14 protein-coding genes are annotated in these 13,888 nt (G+C 67.8%); 3 read left to right on the forward strand and 11 right to left on the reverse strand.

All coding sequences use genetic code 11. The features are described from left to right. Positions 1–230 precede the first annotated feature (230 nt). Positions 231–392, forward strand: coding sequence for a Flp family type IVb pilin (locus ACTS1X_RS14070; protein ID WP_442615036.1), 162 nt, complete (start codon positions 231–233; stop codon positions 390–392). Positions 393–468: 76 nt separating this feature from the next. On the opposite strand, the gene ACTS1X_RS14075 is transcribed toward ACTS1X_RS14070, so the two are convergent. From ACTS1X_RS14075 to ACTS1X_RS14095, 5 genes are all read right to left on the reverse strand, one after another. Further along, complete coding sequence (locus tag ACTS1X_RS14075; RefSeq protein WP_442615037.1) at positions 469–1,935, reverse strand: M48 family metalloprotease; 1,467 nt, start codon at positions 1,933–1,935, stop codon at positions 469–471. Between the two features lie 80 nt (positions 1,936–2,015). Further along, entirely contained in the window at positions 2,016–2,960 is a 945-nt protein-coding gene (locus ACTS1X_RS14080; RefSeq protein WP_442615038.1) for an acetyl-CoA carboxylase carboxyltransferase subunit alpha, read from the reverse strand. 11 nt (positions 2,961–2,971) lie between these two features. Continuing rightward, complete coding sequence (locus ACTS1X_RS14085; RefSeq protein ID WP_442615072.1) at positions 2,972–3,826, reverse strand: tyrosine-type recombinase/integrase; 855 nt, start codon at positions 3,824–3,826, stop codon at positions 2,972–2,974. A 70-nt stretch (positions 3,827–3,896) separates the two neighbouring features. Beyond that, positions 3,897–5,732: a hypothetical protein gene (locus ACTS1X_RS14090; RefSeq protein ID WP_442615039.1), complete on the reverse strand. Its 1,836-nt coding sequence runs from the start codon at positions 5,730–5,732 to the stop codon at positions 3,897–3,899. Then, a complete protein-coding gene (locus tag ACTS1X_RS14095) occupies positions 5,713–5,850 on the reverse strand; it encodes a hypothetical protein (RefSeq protein WP_442615040.1) in 138 nt (45 codons plus the stop codon). Before ACTS1X_RS14095 ends, ACTS1X_RS14090 begins: the two co-directional genes overlap by 20 nt. A gap of 78 nt (positions 5,851–5,928) precedes the next feature. Between ACTS1X_RS14095 and ACTS1X_RS14100 the strand changes: the two genes are divergently transcribed. Next, positions 5,929–6,486: a shikimate kinase gene (locus ACTS1X_RS14100; protein WP_442615041.1), complete on the forward strand. Its 558-nt coding sequence runs from the start codon at positions 5,929–5,931 to the stop codon at positions 6,484–6,486. Next, positions 6,483–7,583: a 3-dehydroquinate synthase gene (gene aroB, locus ACTS1X_RS14105; protein WP_442615042.1), complete on the forward strand. Its 1,101-nt coding sequence runs from the start codon at positions 6,483–6,485 to the stop codon at positions 7,581–7,583. Before ACTS1X_RS14100 ends, aroB begins: the two co-directional genes overlap by 4 nt. Positions 7,584–7,590: 7 nt before the next feature. Here aroB and ACTS1X_RS14110 read toward each other — a convergent pair whose 3' ends face one another. The 6 genes from ACTS1X_RS14110 to ACTS1X_RS14135 all read right to left on the reverse strand — a co-directional run bounded on the left by ACTS1X_RS14110 (position 7,591) and on the right by ACTS1X_RS14135 (position 13,874). Further along, the gene (locus ACTS1X_RS14110) at positions 7,591–9,405 is read right to left on the reverse strand and encodes a monovalent cation:proton antiporter-2 (CPA2) family protein (RefSeq protein WP_442615043.1); all 1,815 of its coding nucleotides are present in this window, start codon (positions 9,403–9,405) and stop codon (positions 7,591–7,593) included. Further along, entirely contained in the window at positions 9,405–9,836 is a 432-nt protein-coding gene (locus tag ACTS1X_RS14115; RefSeq protein ID WP_442615044.1) for an iron-sulfur cluster assembly scaffold protein, read from the reverse strand. Before ACTS1X_RS14115 ends, ACTS1X_RS14110 begins: the two co-directional genes overlap by 1 nt. 64 nt (positions 9,837–9,900) lie before the next feature. Beyond that, positions 9,901–10,440 carry a hypothetical protein gene (locus ACTS1X_RS14120; RefSeq protein WP_442615045.1) on the reverse strand — a complete coding sequence of 180 codons (540 nt, stop codon included), beginning with the start codon at positions 10,438–10,440 and terminating at the stop codon, positions 9,901–9,903. Positions 10,441–10,511: 71 nt separating this feature from the next. Then, on the reverse strand, positions 10,512–11,039 hold the full coding sequence (locus tag ACTS1X_RS14125) for a CvpA family protein (RefSeq protein WP_442615046.1): 528 nt from the start codon (positions 11,037–11,039) through the stop codon (positions 10,512–10,514). Between the two features lie 11 nt (positions 11,040–11,050). Beyond that, on the reverse strand, positions 11,051–12,430 hold the full coding sequence (gene radA / locus ACTS1X_RS14130) for a DNA repair protein RadA (protein ID WP_442615047.1): 1,380 nt from the start codon (positions 12,428–12,430) through the stop codon (positions 11,051–11,053). 46 nt (positions 12,431–12,476) lie between these two features. Continuing rightward, positions 12,477–13,874, reverse strand: a complete 1,398-nt coding sequence (locus tag ACTS1X_RS14135) for a Mur ligase family protein (protein ID WP_442615048.1) — start codon at positions 13,872–13,874, stop codon at positions 12,477–12,479. Positions 13,875–13,888 lie beyond the last annotated feature (14 nt).

Raw genomic sequence — 13,888 nt, forward strand, 5'->3', positions numbered from 1 at the left:
CTCGCCGACACGACCACGAATATGTGGAACGACGTGTCGAACAATGTTTCGGCGAATACCTAGGGTCTGACACGCCGCCGAGCTGCGTCCGGCCGTTGGTTAACAGGGCGAACATCTCCAACATTAAGTGTTTTGCAAGACCTTCCCCTTAGAAGGCAAACGGTCGGTTCAAGTGAGTTGGGCTGGCGGGGTATTTGGAAACCTGCATTTGGAACTCAAGGAGACCAGAAATGAAGAATTTTCGTAAGATGCTGAAGGACAGCAAGGGCGCCACCGCCATCGAATATGGCCTGATCGCCGCTCTGATCGCTGTTGCCGCCATCACCGCGATGAGCACGCTGGGTAACACCCTCGGCAACACGTTCAACAACGTTTCGAATGAAATGGGCTAAGCCCCGCTTCATCACGAAAAGCGAACGGGCGGCGAAGCAATTCGCCGCCCGTTTTCTTTTGTCCGGACGTCAGGCGTCAGCGCCCATAGACGACGAGCTTGACGCGATCTCCCGCCTGTAACGTATCGCCCGACCCGAGCGCGTTCAGGACGCGGAACCGCTCTTCCTGATAGCTGCTATAGGCCATCCGCGAGGCGAGACCGCTGATCGTGTCTCCGCGGCGCACCGTGACGACGTCGATCACCCGCGGCCGGATCGCCGCGGCTTCCGAACTCGACAGGCGCGACACCGAATTCAGCATCCCGCCGAACGGCCCGATCCCCTGCCCGGCGCGCGTCACCGTGAGGAAATGATATGTGCGGTTGCTGCCGAAATCATAGGCGGTCACCGTCACGTCGACCTGGTTCGACCCGCTGGCGAGACGGGCGCTCGCCTGCGCCACGGGCAGCCCGTTGATCCGGGCGGTCCGGACATTGCCATAGTCGATCCGCCGGTTGTTGCCGGCCAGCTCGCGGAACACCCGGTCGATATGATCGGACAGCGAGCCGGACGTGTTGCCGCCGCCGAACTGGGCCTGCCCGTTCGGCCCGGTCACGACGACCGCGGTGGTTCCGTTCTGCATCGTATATCCCTGCGGCACCGTGAACTGGAGCCTGAGGTCGGGATGGCGGAACGTGTTGCCGTCGATCACGCCCTGGGCGGGATCGTCGTCGTAGAGCATCCCGTCGATCGCGTCGAGAAAGGCGTCGCGGCCGCTGGCGCCGGTGGCCGGCGTGGCGCCGCGCTCGGTCGCTTCGGCGCGGGCGCGGCTGACGCGCGCGGCGGGGTCGGGATGGGTGCTCGCCCATTCGGGAAGCGAGCGCGCGTTGCGGCCCGCGATCCGCGCGTCGAGACTGGTCTGCGCCGCGAGCGAGGCCAGCATGTCCGCCGCCGCGAAGGGGTTGTAGTTGGCGCGCGTCAGATAGGTGATACCCAGCTCGTCGGCCTCATATTCCTGGCTCCGCGAATAGCGCAGCGTGTAGAGCTGGGCCGCCTGCCCGGCGAGATTGGCGAGATCGCCGCTGCCGGTGAGGATACCGAGCCCGACGGCGAGAATCTGCCCGATCGTATTCGTGCTCTGCCGCCGCGACGAGTGGCGCGCGGCGACATGCCCGACCTCGTGTCCCATCACCGACGCGAGTTCCGCCTCGCTGTTCATCAGGCCGACCAGGTTGCGGGTGATGTAGACATAGCCGCCCGGCAGCGCGAAGGCGTTGTGCACCGGCGAATTCAGCAGGCTGACGGTGAAATCGGTCTGCGCGTTCGACAGGCCCGACTGAACCGCGATACGCTGCCCCACCCGGACGACATAGTCCGACTGGCGTCCCGAATAAACGTCGCCGAATTGCTGGAGCAGCTGGGTGTGCACGCGGGCCCCCTGCTGGCGCTCCTGCTCGGTGATCGCTTCTCCCGGGGCCGGTCCCGAACCCGGCAGCGGGAGTCCCGCGCAGCTGCTCGTCACGGCCACCGTCGAGAGCAGCAAGGCTATGCGAAGTTTCACCATATATCCCTCCATCTGAACGTTTCTGGTGGGATAACCCCGCGACCGGCGGGTTCGTTCCGCAAATCGCTGATCACGTGGAACTATTTTCCCATGTCGAGAAACTTTGCCCGGCGTTTGAGCCGCAGCTTCTCACCCGAAATGCCGGCAAGCTTGTCCAGCTCCTCGCCGATCGCCTTGCCCAGCGTCGCGATCGCCGTATCCGGTTCGCGATGTGCGCCGCCCACCGGCTCGGGTACGACGCGGTCGACGACGCCGAGCTTCTTCAACTCGCTCGCGCTGATCCGCATCGCTTCCGCCGCATCGGCGGCCTTGTCGGCGGTACGCCACAGGATGGACGCGCAGCCTTCTGGCGAGATCACCGAATAGATCGCGTGCTGGAACATCAGCACCGTGTTGGCGCTCGACAGCGCGATCGCGCCGCCGGAGCCGCCCTCGCCGACGATCGCGGCGACGATCGGCACCTCGAGCTGGAGGCAGGCCTGGGTCGAGCGGGCGATCGCTTCCGCCTGGGCGCGCTCCTCGGCCTGGATGCCGGGAAAGGCGCCGGGCGTATCGACAAGGGTGACGACCGGCAGGCCGAACCGGTCGGCGAGCTTCATCAGGCGGATCGCCTTGCGATACCCCTCGGGCTTCGCCATCCCGAAATTGTGGCGCAACCGGCTCTCGGTGTCGTCGCCCTTTTCATGGCCCATGACCAGCACCCGGCGCCCGCCGATCCGGCCGAAGCCCCCGATGATGGCGAGATCGTCGGAAAACGCGCGATCGCCGGCCAGCGGCATGAAATCCTCGACGAAGCCCGCGACATAATCCTTGAAATGCGGCCGGTCCGGATGGCGCGCAACCTGCGTCTTCTGCCACGGGGTCAGCCGCTCATAGGTTTCGCGCAGCATCTTCTGCGACTTGGCCTCGAGGCGCTTCACCTCGGACTCGATATTCAGCGATCCCGAACTGGCGGTGTCGCGGAGTTCGGCGACGCGTGCCTGGAGGTCTGCGATGGGCTTTTCGAAATCGAGAAAATGCTGCATAACAGGCGCGGTTAAGCCCCCCGGCCGGGCGCGTCAACGAGAGGATGACGGGCGTTGACGAGCGCGACGAGCCGGGCGCTATCGACATGCGTATATATCTGCGTCGTCGCGATATCGGCATGGCCGAGCAGCGTCTGCAGGGTGCGCAGATCCGCGCCGCCCTCGAGCAGATGGGTCGCGAAAGCGTGGCGCAGGACATGGGGGCTGACGCGCTCGGGCGGGATCCCGGACTTGGCGGCGAGCTCCTTCACCAGCTGGTAGAGGCGGATCCGGCTCAGATGCTTCTTGCCGGACGGGAACAGCCAGCGGGCGTCGTCCGGCACATGTTCGCGCCATTTCTCGACCGCCGCCAGCGCGCGGTCCGATATCGGAACCAGGCGCTCGCGCCCGCCCTTGCCGGTCAGGATGAGGAAGGGCGAGCCCTGCCGCACGGCCGCGCGCGGCAGCGAAACCAGCTCGCTGGCCCGCATGCCGGACCCGTAGAGCAGCTCGACCAGCGCCGCCATCCGGAACGCCAGCGGTTTCTGCGTCGCGACCTCCCGATCCAGCGCCTCGAACATCCGCGCGATATCGGCGTGGCTGAGCGTCTTGGGCAACGGACGGTCACTGCCCGGCCGCGGCAGCGCAGCGGACGGATCGTCGCCGCGCAGGCCTTCGTCGGCCAGAAAACCGAAAAAGCGGCGCAGCGCGGCGGCCTTGCGCGCGACGGTCGACCGGGCGAGATCCGCCCAGTGGCCGCCGAGTTTCTCGAGGTCGGCACGCTCGGCGGACGCGAGCTCGCCCGACAGTATCGCCGACGCCCCGCGCAAATCGGTTTCATAGGCGTTCAGCGTGTTGCGCGATGCCCCCGCTTCGGCGGCCAGCATTTCAAGAAATCGGGCGATCAGGCGGGCATCCTCCCCCGCGGGCTGGGCGATGCGCTTCTTCGCCACGGGATCAGGCGCGGGTGATCGCCTCGGCGGCAATCATCCGGGCTTCCGGTTCGCGTCCGGCCAGACGATAGGCCCGCACGATATGGTAGAGATGCCGCGGCGGAATGCCCGCCCAGCTGTTCGCCTGCATGCCGATCGCCGAGATCAGCGCGACAAGGCCGACGCGCTGCCCCCGGGCGACCCGTTCTAGCTGGCGGGACCAGATCCCCTCGCGCGTGAGCCCCAGATTGAAAGTGCGGTCGGCTTCGCCGATTTCGCCCGCGTCGAGCCGGCCCAATCCGGCGAGCGCCGCGGCCAGCAATCGCGCCCGGTGGCGGCCGTCGGACCCGGCATTGTCGGCATAGTCTTCGAGCCGGTCGAAATCGATGTCCACGGCCGGTTGCGGCGCGCCGACGGCGAGCAGCGCCCAGGCATCGTCGTTTGCGTCGGCATCGATCACCGACGCCCAGCGCGATGCCTGGATGTCGAGCCCCGCCGTCATCATCGCCGCGATCAGCTCGCGCGCATAGCCGACCAGGTCCTCGGATGGCCGGACGCGCGCCGCGGCCCGGGCGGTCAGGATCAGCCCGGCATAGCGCCCGTCGGCGCCGTCCTCTTCCGCCCACAGCGTCTCCATCGCGCCGATCCGGCCGCTTTCATCGGCGTCGACATAGGCCTGGCGCAGGAAGTCGGTGGTCGATCCGGGGATCGCGGAGGGGTCCAGCTCGGCCAGCAGCGCGCCGTACATCGAGACCAGCGACTGGTTCGAGAATACGCCGAGTACGGCGGCGGTCCGGGCGGGCGCGATCCGGTCCGCAAGGTCGATCGTCGGCGTCCGCGCGCGCCACGCGGCGACCTGTCGCCCAGTCCGCTCGTAAAGCTCTTCGGGGATCTCGACGCCCGTGGCGTTGGCGACGCCGAACCGCCAGGCGTTCAATTGTTCGACGCCGGCCCAGTCAATCGGCACCGCCTGCGCGCTGCCGCCGGCATTCACCGCCCGGTCGCCGAGCCGGATATCGAAACCGTTGGTGAGCCCGGCATTGCGGACACTCGCCATCTGTGCGGTCGCCCGGGCGCTTTCGCCGCCCAAGCCCGCACAGATCGCGTCGGCCATCACCCAGGCCGGCGATTCCGCGCTGCGCCGCGCGCCGCCGACCAGCGGACAGAAGGCGGCGAGATCCGTCGCCGCCAGACCGGTCTGCATCGCCACGGCATAGAGTTTGGGCGTATGGCGGTCGCTGTCGACCCGCTGGACGAGCATCCGCGCCCCGTCGACCTCGCCCATCCGGAGGAGGAGCCAGGCGCGCTCGGCGATCCAGTCGGGCGCGTTCACGCCTGCCGGCGTCGGGATGTTGCTCAGCAGCGCGCGGCGCAGGCTGATATGCATCCAGCGCGACGGACCGGGGGCGTCGAGCTCGCGCATCAGCCGCGACAGATAGCGGCCGTCGGCGCCGGCAAAGGCGTTCTCGCCATAACCGCCATTGGCCGGCCTCAGCGGGCCGACGCGCGCCAGCGAGCGGCGCGCCTGGGGCGGCAATTCATATTCGGGCGGAATGTCCTCGAATTCGAGATCGAGATCGGAGATGTCGAACTCGTCGATATCGCCCTCGCCGTCCAGCGCGGTCACCTGGTCGCCGGGCCGCGATGCAGGGGCGGCCGGCGCGGGCCCCGTCGGCGCGGACGGCGCGGGCGCAGCGGCAGGCGGAGGCGGCGGTGGAGCGGGCGCCGGCGGAACCGGGTCGCCGAACCCCTCCGGCAAGAGCGATTCCGGCGCGTCCTGGCCGAAGGCGGGGACGATCAGCGCATAGGCGCCGACGCCGATCCCCAGTGCCAATAGTGACTTAGTTTTCCAGCGCTTCATCGGCCACGGGTTCTTCGATCAGCTGCGTTTCGACCTCGGTGTCGATAGTGGAGAGATAATAGATGAAGATCACCAACCCCACCAGAAACACGAGAAAAAGCAGGAGCGAACGCGACATATTCGACAGTTACCTTATGATGACCAGCTCTTTTTGAGCTTTTGCTGCGACCGAGCGACTGTTTATACCCCTATTTCCATGACGCCTACCCCATCCCGAAATTCGTCTCCCACGGCGATAAAATCCCATATCGACAAGCCTGTAGTGCTGGTCGGCCTGATGGGCGTCGGCAAATCGACGATCGGCCGGCGGCTGGCGAACCGGCTCGGGCTGCCCTTTGTCGATTCGGACGACGAGATCGAGGCGGCGGCCGGCATGAAGGTCGGCGAGCTTTTCGAGAATTATGGCGAGGACTATTTTCGCGACGGCGAACGCCGCGTGATCGCGCGCCTGATCGACGGCTCGCTCAAGGTCATCGCGACCGGCGGCGGCGCGTTCGTCAATCCCGAGACCCGCGCCCTGATCCTCAGGGAAGCGACCGCCGTCTGGCTCGATGCCGATATCGATGTCCTCGCCGAACGGGTATCCCGGCGCGACACGCGGCCGCTGGTGCGCGACAGCGATCCGAAGCGCGTGCTCACCGAACTGGCCGCCAGGCGCAATCGATACTATTCGCAGGCCCCGATCCACGTCCATAGCGGCGAAGGCGCGCACGAAGACACCGTCGACCGCATCCTGGAGGCCCTCGCCAAATGACCATCGTCCCCGTCGATCTGGGTATTCGCAGCTATGACATCCGGATCGAAGACGGCCTTCTCGATCGCGCGATGGAGGTACTGGGCCCGTTCCTGGGCCGCGGCCGGATGATCGTCGTCACCGACGAGACCGTCGCCCGGCTCCAGTTCCCGCGCCTCAAAACGGCGGCCGACGAAGCGGGCGTTACCGTCCTTCCGGTCGTGCTGCCCGCCGGCGAAGCGACGAAAAGCTGGAACCAGCTCGAAATGCTGACCGACCAGCTGCTGGAGCTGGGCGTCGAGCGGGGCGACCATATCGTCGCGCTGGGCGGGGGGGTGATCGGCGATCTCACGGGCTTTGCCGCCGCCATCGTCAAGCGCGGCTGCGGCTTCGTCCAGATCCCGACGACATTGCTCGCCCAGGTCGACAGCTCGGTCGGCGGCAAGACGGCGATCAACAGCCGGGCGGGCAAGAATCTCGTCGGCGCCTTCCACCAGCCGGGCTTCGTCCTCATCGATCCCTCGGTGCTCGATACGCTGCCGCCGCGCGAGCTGCGCGCCGGCTATGCCGAGATCGTCAAATACGGCCTGATCGACGACCGCGATTTCTTCGGGTGGTGCGAAGACCATGGCGCGGAACTGCTCGGCGGCGACCGGGCCGCCCAAACCGAGGCGATCCGGCACAGCGTCGCGGCCAAGGCGCGGATCGTCGGCGAGGACGAGACCGAGCGCAGCGGACGCCGCGCGCTGCTCAACCTCGGCCACACCTTCGGCCATGCGCTCGAGGCCGAGACAGGCTTTTCCGACGCGCTGCTGCACGGCGAGGCGGTCGCCGCCGGCATCTGCCTCGCCTTCCGTTATTCGGCGCGCCGGGGCCTGTGCACCGACGCCGATGCGGACCGGGTGGCGGCGCATTTCGCGGATACGGGCCTGCCCCACGGCCTCGCGTCCGCCGGCGTCGGCGCAGACGGCGCGCGGCTCGTCGCGCATATGAGTCATGACAAGAAGATGGAGGGCGGCACCCTGCCCTTCCTGCTCGCCCGCGGGATCGGCGAGACCTTCCTCGCCCGCGACGTCGATCTCGACGACGTGGCGGCATTTCTGGACGCGGCCGACTAGGACCGCGCTAGCGCTTGTCCGTGCCGTCGAAATCGAGCGATTCGGGCCCGCCGAAGCTCATCTCCGCACCGGCATGGAGGTCGCCCTCCTCCTTCTGCATCGCCAGCCGGTCGCAATCGCGTTTGCGGAACTCCTCCTCGACCCGGTCGATCAGGCTGTCGTCGAGATCGACGAGCTCCATCGCCTTGCGCGCCATCGAGATCGCGGACTCGAGTACCTCGCGGAACGTGCCGTCGATCTGATTGTCGCCCAGCGCCAGAAGGTGGCGCCGGTCGAACACGCGGGCGAGAATCCTGGTGCCGGGAAAGGCCATGCGGATCGCTTCCAGTCTCGTCTCGTCGAGCGCGGTGCCGTCGTTGCAGAACAGGATGGCGCGCGCTTCGTCCGCGCCCGCTTCGCGCAGCAGGTCGACCCGGAGCCCGTCGCCATAATAGACTTTCCGCCCGAACTCGCCCGACAGGTCGATCTGGTCCGGCTTGGAATCGATCAGCGTGACCGGGATGTTGGCGCCCATCAGCATCTGCGAGACCGTCTGGCCGTAGCGGCCGTGGCCGACCACGATCGCGCCCGCCGCCGGTGCTTCGCCCGGCCCGGCCAGATCGTCGCGCGTCGAGGCTTTCACCCCGCCGAAGCGCTTGGCCAACGCCATCAGGAACGGCGTCGTCGCCATCGACAGCGTCACCACCGCGCCGTAGAGGCTCGACGCGGCCCCGGTCACGAGCAGCGCGCGTTCGGCCTCGGTGAACAGCACGAAGGCGAATTCGCCGCCCTGGCTGAGCAGCAACCCGAGCACGAAGGCGGCACGGGCCTTCACCCCGAAGGCGCGCGCCAGGGCGAAGATGATCGCCACCTTGGTGACGACCAGCGCCGCCGCCATGCCGACCACGAAGAACGGCCGGTCGAGTACGACATCGACGTCGAGCATCATGCCCACGGCGAGGAAGAACAGGCCGAGCAGGATCGAGCGGAACGGATCGACATCGGCCTCGAGCTCGTGCCGATAGGGCGAATCGGCGAGCATCACGCCCGCGACGAACGCGCCGAGCGCCATCGACAGGCCCAGCGAATCCATGAGCGCCGCCGCGGCGAACACGGTGAACAGTCCGGTGACGATGAACAGTTCGCGCTCGGCGAAGCGGCCAACGATCGCGAGCAGCGGGTTGAGCAGGTAGCGTCCGGCGAGCACAAGCCCGACGATCGCCACGACCGCATAGATGGCGAGAAGCCAGCCGGGCGGCGCGCCCGGATCCGCGGGCGCGCGCGACAGCACGGCAACGACGGTCAGCAGCGGAACGATCGAGAGGTCCTGGAACAGCAGGATCGAGAAAGCGCGTTCGCCGAGCGGCGTATTGAGGCGGCCCTCGGACTGGAGCAGCGGCAGCACCTGCGCGGTCGAGGACAGGCCGAGCGGCAGGCCGATCGCCAGCGCGGCGGCAACGGTAAAATTGGTCGAGAGCAGGACGAGCCCGGTGACGGCGAGCCCGCACAGGATCACCTGCGACAGACCGAGCCCGAATATGTCGCGGCGCAACCGCCAGAGCCGCGCGGGCGCCAGTTCAAGCCCGACGAGGAACAGCAGCAGCACGATGCCGATCTCGGCCACCGCCAGGATCGATTCGCCGCTTTCGATGAGTCCGAGCCCGAACGGGCCGACCACGATGCCGGCGATCAGATAGCCGAGAACCGCGCCGAGGCCGAGCCGGCGGAACAGCAGCACGAAGGCGAGCGCCGCACCGAGCAGGATAAAGCCGTCGAGCAGCAGTTCACCGGTGATGCCGTGGGCGCCGCCGCCATGGTCGCCGGCGGCTTCCCCGGCGGCCATCAGGCGGCGATCCGAGCTTGCGCCGCCGCCTCGGCCACCGCCTCGAACGGCAGCCGGATCGACGCGTGGCGGGCCTTGTGCGGTATTGCGGGCCCGAAGATTTCGAGCCCCGGCCAGCTGCCGGGATCGGGCCGCTCGCCGGCCAGGAACGCGGTCAGCGCGTCGCGCGCCGCGGCCAGTTCCGCCGCGGTCCTGTCGATGGCGTGCCGGGCCATGAGCGCGGCGGAGGCCTGGCCCAGCGCACAGGCGCGCACCTCCTGTCCGAGCGCCGCGATCCGTCCGTCGGCATCCATGCGGATATCGACGATGACCCGGCTGCCGCAGACCGGCGAGCGCTTCTCGGCGCTCGCATGCGCCGCGTCGAGCCGTCCCTGGTGGGGGATCTCGGTCGCGAGGCGCAGGATTTCGGCATTGTAGAGCGTGGCGGCCATGCGCCCGATCTAGGGCCTGATCCCGTGGATGTCACCGTTTCTGTCCCAATGCCGCGCCCGGCGCTCAGTCGGATCGCGAATAAATGCCGGTGAACCAGTTCGCCCATTCGCCGCTTTCCGGGTCGCGCTCCCAGAATTCCTGCAGCACGGTGCCGTCGTCGCGCAGCGTCCAGCGTCCCGTGAATCCGCGCGCTTCGGACCGCTGGGTATAGGTGCTCGTGCCGTGCATCGTCAGCGATCCGGCTGCGCCGACCGGCCCTTCCAGCCGGATGATCAGGCCCGGGCTCAGCCACAGCTGGGTCCAGGTTTCGCGGGTCGGATCGTAGAAATTATAGGATTGGCCGAACAGCTGATCGTTGACGCTATAGCGCTCGATCAGCCCGCACCCGGCGTTGATCGGCTGGATCGAGTTGACACCGGCTAGCCGTCCGTCGGGCGTATGGACATTCCACTCGCCGATCCAGAAATCGAACGCCCGGTAGGCATCCCCGCGGCAGGGCGGCGGCGCGGCGGCGGTCTGGCCGTCCTGCTGCGCGGCGGCCGGTCCGGCGAAGGCAGCGGCGGCGAGCGCGACAATGGCGGCATTTCGTGCGGTTCTGACCATCGTGAAGCCCCTTTCGCCGCCACGTCCGGTCCGAAGCGAACCATATGCAACCCTTGTTCGACGAACGGCGGTTACCGGCCCGCGGGCGGCTCTTCGGCGTCCCCGGACTCGCGGCGCATTTCGACGAAATCGATGATCGCCCTGCCGCTGGCGTTGAGCAGCGGGAAAGTCCGCGATTCGCGCATCCAGGCCGGCCGCTCGGCATCGCCGCCATAGACGATGTCGGTGGCGAGATTGGCGAGCAGGAAAAGCAGGGTGACGATGATCAGGCCCTTCACCGCGCCGAAGCCCAGGCCGAGGATGCGATCGAACGGCCCGATGATCGATTCCCGGACGCCGATCCCGAGCTTCCGGCCGATGAAGCGGGTCGCGAAGAAAGCCGCGCCGAAAACGACCGCGAAGGCGAGTATCGGCGCCGCGCCGCCCGAACCGACCGTGCCGGCTAGCAGGCCGGTCACCTCGCCATGGAAGAGGCGCAGCGCGATCACCCCGACCAGCCAGGACAGCAGGGTCATCACCTCGAAGGTGAAACCCCGCATGAAGCCGTGGATCGCGCCGCCGCCGACCAGAATCAGAACAATCGCATCGAGCGCCGTCATAGATCCGTCCGCTAGGCGCGGCCCAGCAGATGGTCAACCAGTCCGCGCAACGCCGAAAAGCCCTGCAGCGCCATGCCGCTCTCGCGACTGTCGATCGAAGCGGGCAGCAGGGCCCCGGCGAAGCCGAGCTTGGACGCCTCGCGCAGCCGCAGCGGGGCATGCGATACGGTGCGCACTTCCCCCGACAACGATATCTCGCCGAACGCGACCGTATCCGCGGCGATCGGCTGTTCGGACAGCGCCGAGATCAGCGCCGCGGCCACCGCGAGATCGGCCGCCGGGTCGACGACGCGATAACCCCCGGCGACGTTCAGATAGACTTCGGAGGTCGAAAAGCTGAGCCCGCAGCGCGCCTCGAGCACGGCGAGGATCATCGCCAGCCGCCCTGAATCCCAGCCGACGACCGCGCGGCGCGGCGTCGCTCCGCTCGCCAGCCGCACGACCAGCGCCTGGATCTCGACGAGCACGGGCCGCGTCCCTTCGAGCGCGGGAAAGACCACCGCGCCGCTGACATCGTCCTTGCGGCTCGTGAGGAACAGCGAGGACGGGTTGGCGACCTCCTCCAGCCCCTGCTCGGCCATCGCGAAGACGCCGATCTCGTCGGTCCCGCCGAAGCGGTTCTTGATCGCCCGCAGGATCCGGTACTGGTGGCTGCGCTCGCCCTCGAAGCTCAGAACGGTATCGACCATATGTTCGAGCACGCGCGGCCCCGCGATCGCGCCGTCCTTGGTGACATGGCCGACCAGCACGACCGCCGTGCCGCGTTCCTTGGCGAAGCGGATCAGCTCCTGCGCCGAGGCGCGCACCTGGCTCACCGTGCCTGGCGCCCCTTCGATCAGGTCGCTGTGCATGGTCTGGATCGAATCGATGATCAGCAGCGCCGGCGGCTTGCCGTCGCCATTGCCGAGCGTGGTCAGGATATCGCGGACGGACGTCGCCGCGGCGAGCTTCATCGGCGCATCGCCGAGCCCCAGCCGCCGCGCGCGCAGCCGGATCTGGTCGGCCGCCTCCTCGCCCGAAATATAGGTGACGTCATGCCCCGCTTTCGCGACGACCGCGCAGGCCTGGAGCAGCAGGGTCGACTTGCCGATCCCCGGATCGCCGCCGAGCAGCGTCGCCGAGCCCTCGACGAGCCCGCCGCCCAGCGCCCGGTCGAGTTCGGCGATCCCGGTGCCGATGCGCTCGGGCAAGGCGATATCGGCGTCGAGACCCACGAGATCGACCGCCTTGCCGCCCGATTGCAGGTTGTGCCTGGCCTGGAACGGCGTCACGACGCCGCCCGCATCCTCGACCAGCGTGTTCCATTCCTTGCAATCACCGCACTGGCCCTGCCATTTCGACGCGACCGACCCGCAGGACTGGCAGACATATCGTTTCTGGGGCTTCGCCATGGCCGCATCCTAGCGAGAACAAAAGGGGAATACCAGCCCGCTTTTTTCAGTGTCCGATCCGCTCGAGAATGTCCGCCGCGAACGCCGACAGCGTATCGTCGCGCGCGCCCATTACGACGATCCGGTCGCCGGGCCCGGCCAGCGCGGCGAGCCGTTCGCCGCATTCGCCGCGCTCGGCAATATGCTCGGCCGTGCGACCTGCCGCGACGACTCCCTCGACGATCGCGCCGCTGCCGACGCTGCGATCCGTCGTTCCGCCGAAATAAACAGGATCGCAAAGGATTAGATGATCTTCCTCAGACATATTATCGGCAAAACAGGCGATCAGCTCCGCCCCCATTTTCTTGAGCGGGCCATAGCCGTGCGGTTGGAAGAAGACGAGCAGCCGCCCCGGAAAGGCGTGCAGCGTTTCGAGCGTCGCGGCGATCTTGTCGGGATTGTGCCCGAAATCATCGATCACGGTCGCGCCGCCGGCCGTGCCGACAATCTCGAACCGCCGCCGGAGCCCCGAAAACCGCGCCAGCGACGCCGCGGCGTCGGCCAGCGGCACGCCGCAGGCCCGCGCCGCCGCCAGTGCGGCAAGCGCGTTGGCGGCGTTGTGCCGGCCCGGCACCGCGAGTTCGACATGCGCGGTCTCGCTGTCCGCAACGACGTCGAACGCGACGGACAGCGGCGCTTCCGCGATATTGGCGCCGCGGATATCCGCGTTCGGACGGGCGAAGCCAAAACGGCACAGCCGGTCCGGCGCAATGGCGTCAGCCAGGCGCGCACTCTCCGCATCGTCGGCATTGACGATCGCATGGCCCGCGCGGGCCAGAAATCCGCCGAACAGCGCGCGCAGCTCGTCCATCGACTTGTGGTCGAGCGAGACATTGTTGAGGATCGCGATGTCCGGTTCGTAGAGCGCGATCGACCCGTCGCTTTCGTCGACCTCGCTGACGAACGCGTCCCCCTGCCCGACGAGTGCGCTGGCGAACGGCGCTTCGTCGGAAATGAAATTCTTCATCACCGCGCCGTTCATCACCGTGGGATCGCGGCCGCAATCGTGGAGGATCCAGCCGATCATGCCCGTCACCGTCGATTTGCCGCTGGTGCCGGCCACCCCGATGCTGCGCGGCGCCGCGTTGAACAGGCTGGCGAGCAATTCGGGCCGCGTCATCCGATCCAGGCCGAGTGCGCGTGACGCCATGACGTCAGGCACGCTGTCCTCGACCGCGGCCGATGCCACAAGCACCTGATTTGCATCGGTTATCCCGCTTCCGTCCTGCGCGAAGAGCGCGATGCCCTGGCTGCGGAGCCAGTCGAACTTGTCGGCCGTCCGCCCCTGGTCGAGCGCGCGGTCTGAACCGGCCACGGTCGCGCCGCGCCCGCGCAGGATGCTGGCCAGGGGCAGCATGCCGCTGCCGCCGATCCCGCAGAAGAAATAGGATTTGTCCTTTGTCATCGCGCCTCGCTATT

The organism is Parasphingopyxis sp., from assembly GCF_052168275.1.
Classification (GTDB): Bacteria; Pseudomonadota; Alphaproteobacteria; order Sphingomonadales; family Sphingomonadaceae; genus Parasphingopyxis.

Bases quoted from the DNA above. Each gene is read 5' to 3' on its own strand.
- ACTS1X_RS14080 (WP_442615038.1), bottom strand. From the start codon at position 2,960: ATGCAGCATTTTCTCGATTTCGAAAAGCCCATCGCAGACCTCCAGGCA.
- ACTS1X_RS14120 (WP_442615045.1), bottom strand. From the start codon at position 10,440: ATGGTCAGAACCGCACGAAATGCCGCCATTGTCGCGCTCGCCGCCGCT.
- ACTS1X_RS14095 (WP_442615040.1), bottom strand. From the start codon at position 5,850: ATGTCGCGTTCGCTCCTGCTTTTTCTCGTGTTTCTGGTGGGGTTGGTG.
- ACTS1X_RS14070 (WP_442615036.1), top strand. From the start codon at position 231: ATGAAGAATTTTCGTAAGATGCTGAAGGACAGCAAGGGCGCCACCGCC.
- ACTS1X_RS14075 (WP_442615037.1), bottom strand. From the start codon at position 1,935: ATGGTGAAACTTCGCATAGCCTTGCTGCTCTCGACGGTGGCCGTGACG.
- ACTS1X_RS14085 (WP_442615072.1), bottom strand. From the start codon at position 3,826: ATGCTGGCCGCCGAAGCGGGGGCATCGCGCAACACGCTGAACGCCTAT.
- aroB (WP_442615042.1), top strand. From the start codon at position 6,483: ATGACCATCGTCCCCGTCGATCTGGGTATTCGCAGCTATGACATCCGG.
- ACTS1X_RS14100 (WP_442615041.1), top strand. From the start codon at position 5,929: ATGACGCCTACCCCATCCCGAAATTCGTCTCCCACGGCGATAAAATCC.
- ACTS1X_RS14135 (WP_442615048.1), bottom strand. From the start codon at position 13,874: ATGACAAAGGACAAATCCTATTTCTTCTGCGGGATCGGCGGCAGCGGC.
- ACTS1X_RS14090 (WP_442615039.1), bottom strand. From the start codon at position 5,732: ATGAAGCGCTGGAAAACTAAGTCACTATTGGCACTGGGGATCGGCGTC.
- ACTS1X_RS14125 (WP_442615046.1), bottom strand. From the start codon at position 11,039: ATGACGGCGCTCGATGCGATTGTTCTGATTCTGGTCGGCGGCGGCGCG.
- radA (WP_442615047.1), bottom strand. From the start codon at position 12,430: ATGGCGAAGCCCCAGAAACGATATGTCTGCCAGTCCTGCGGGTCGGTC.
- ACTS1X_RS14115 (WP_442615044.1), bottom strand. From the start codon at position 9,836: ATGGCCGCCACGCTCTACAATGCCGAAATCCTGCGCCTCGCGACCGAG.
- ACTS1X_RS14110 (WP_442615043.1), bottom strand. From the start codon at position 9,405: ATGGCCGCCGGGGAAGCCGCCGGCGACCATGGCGGCGGCGCCCACGGC.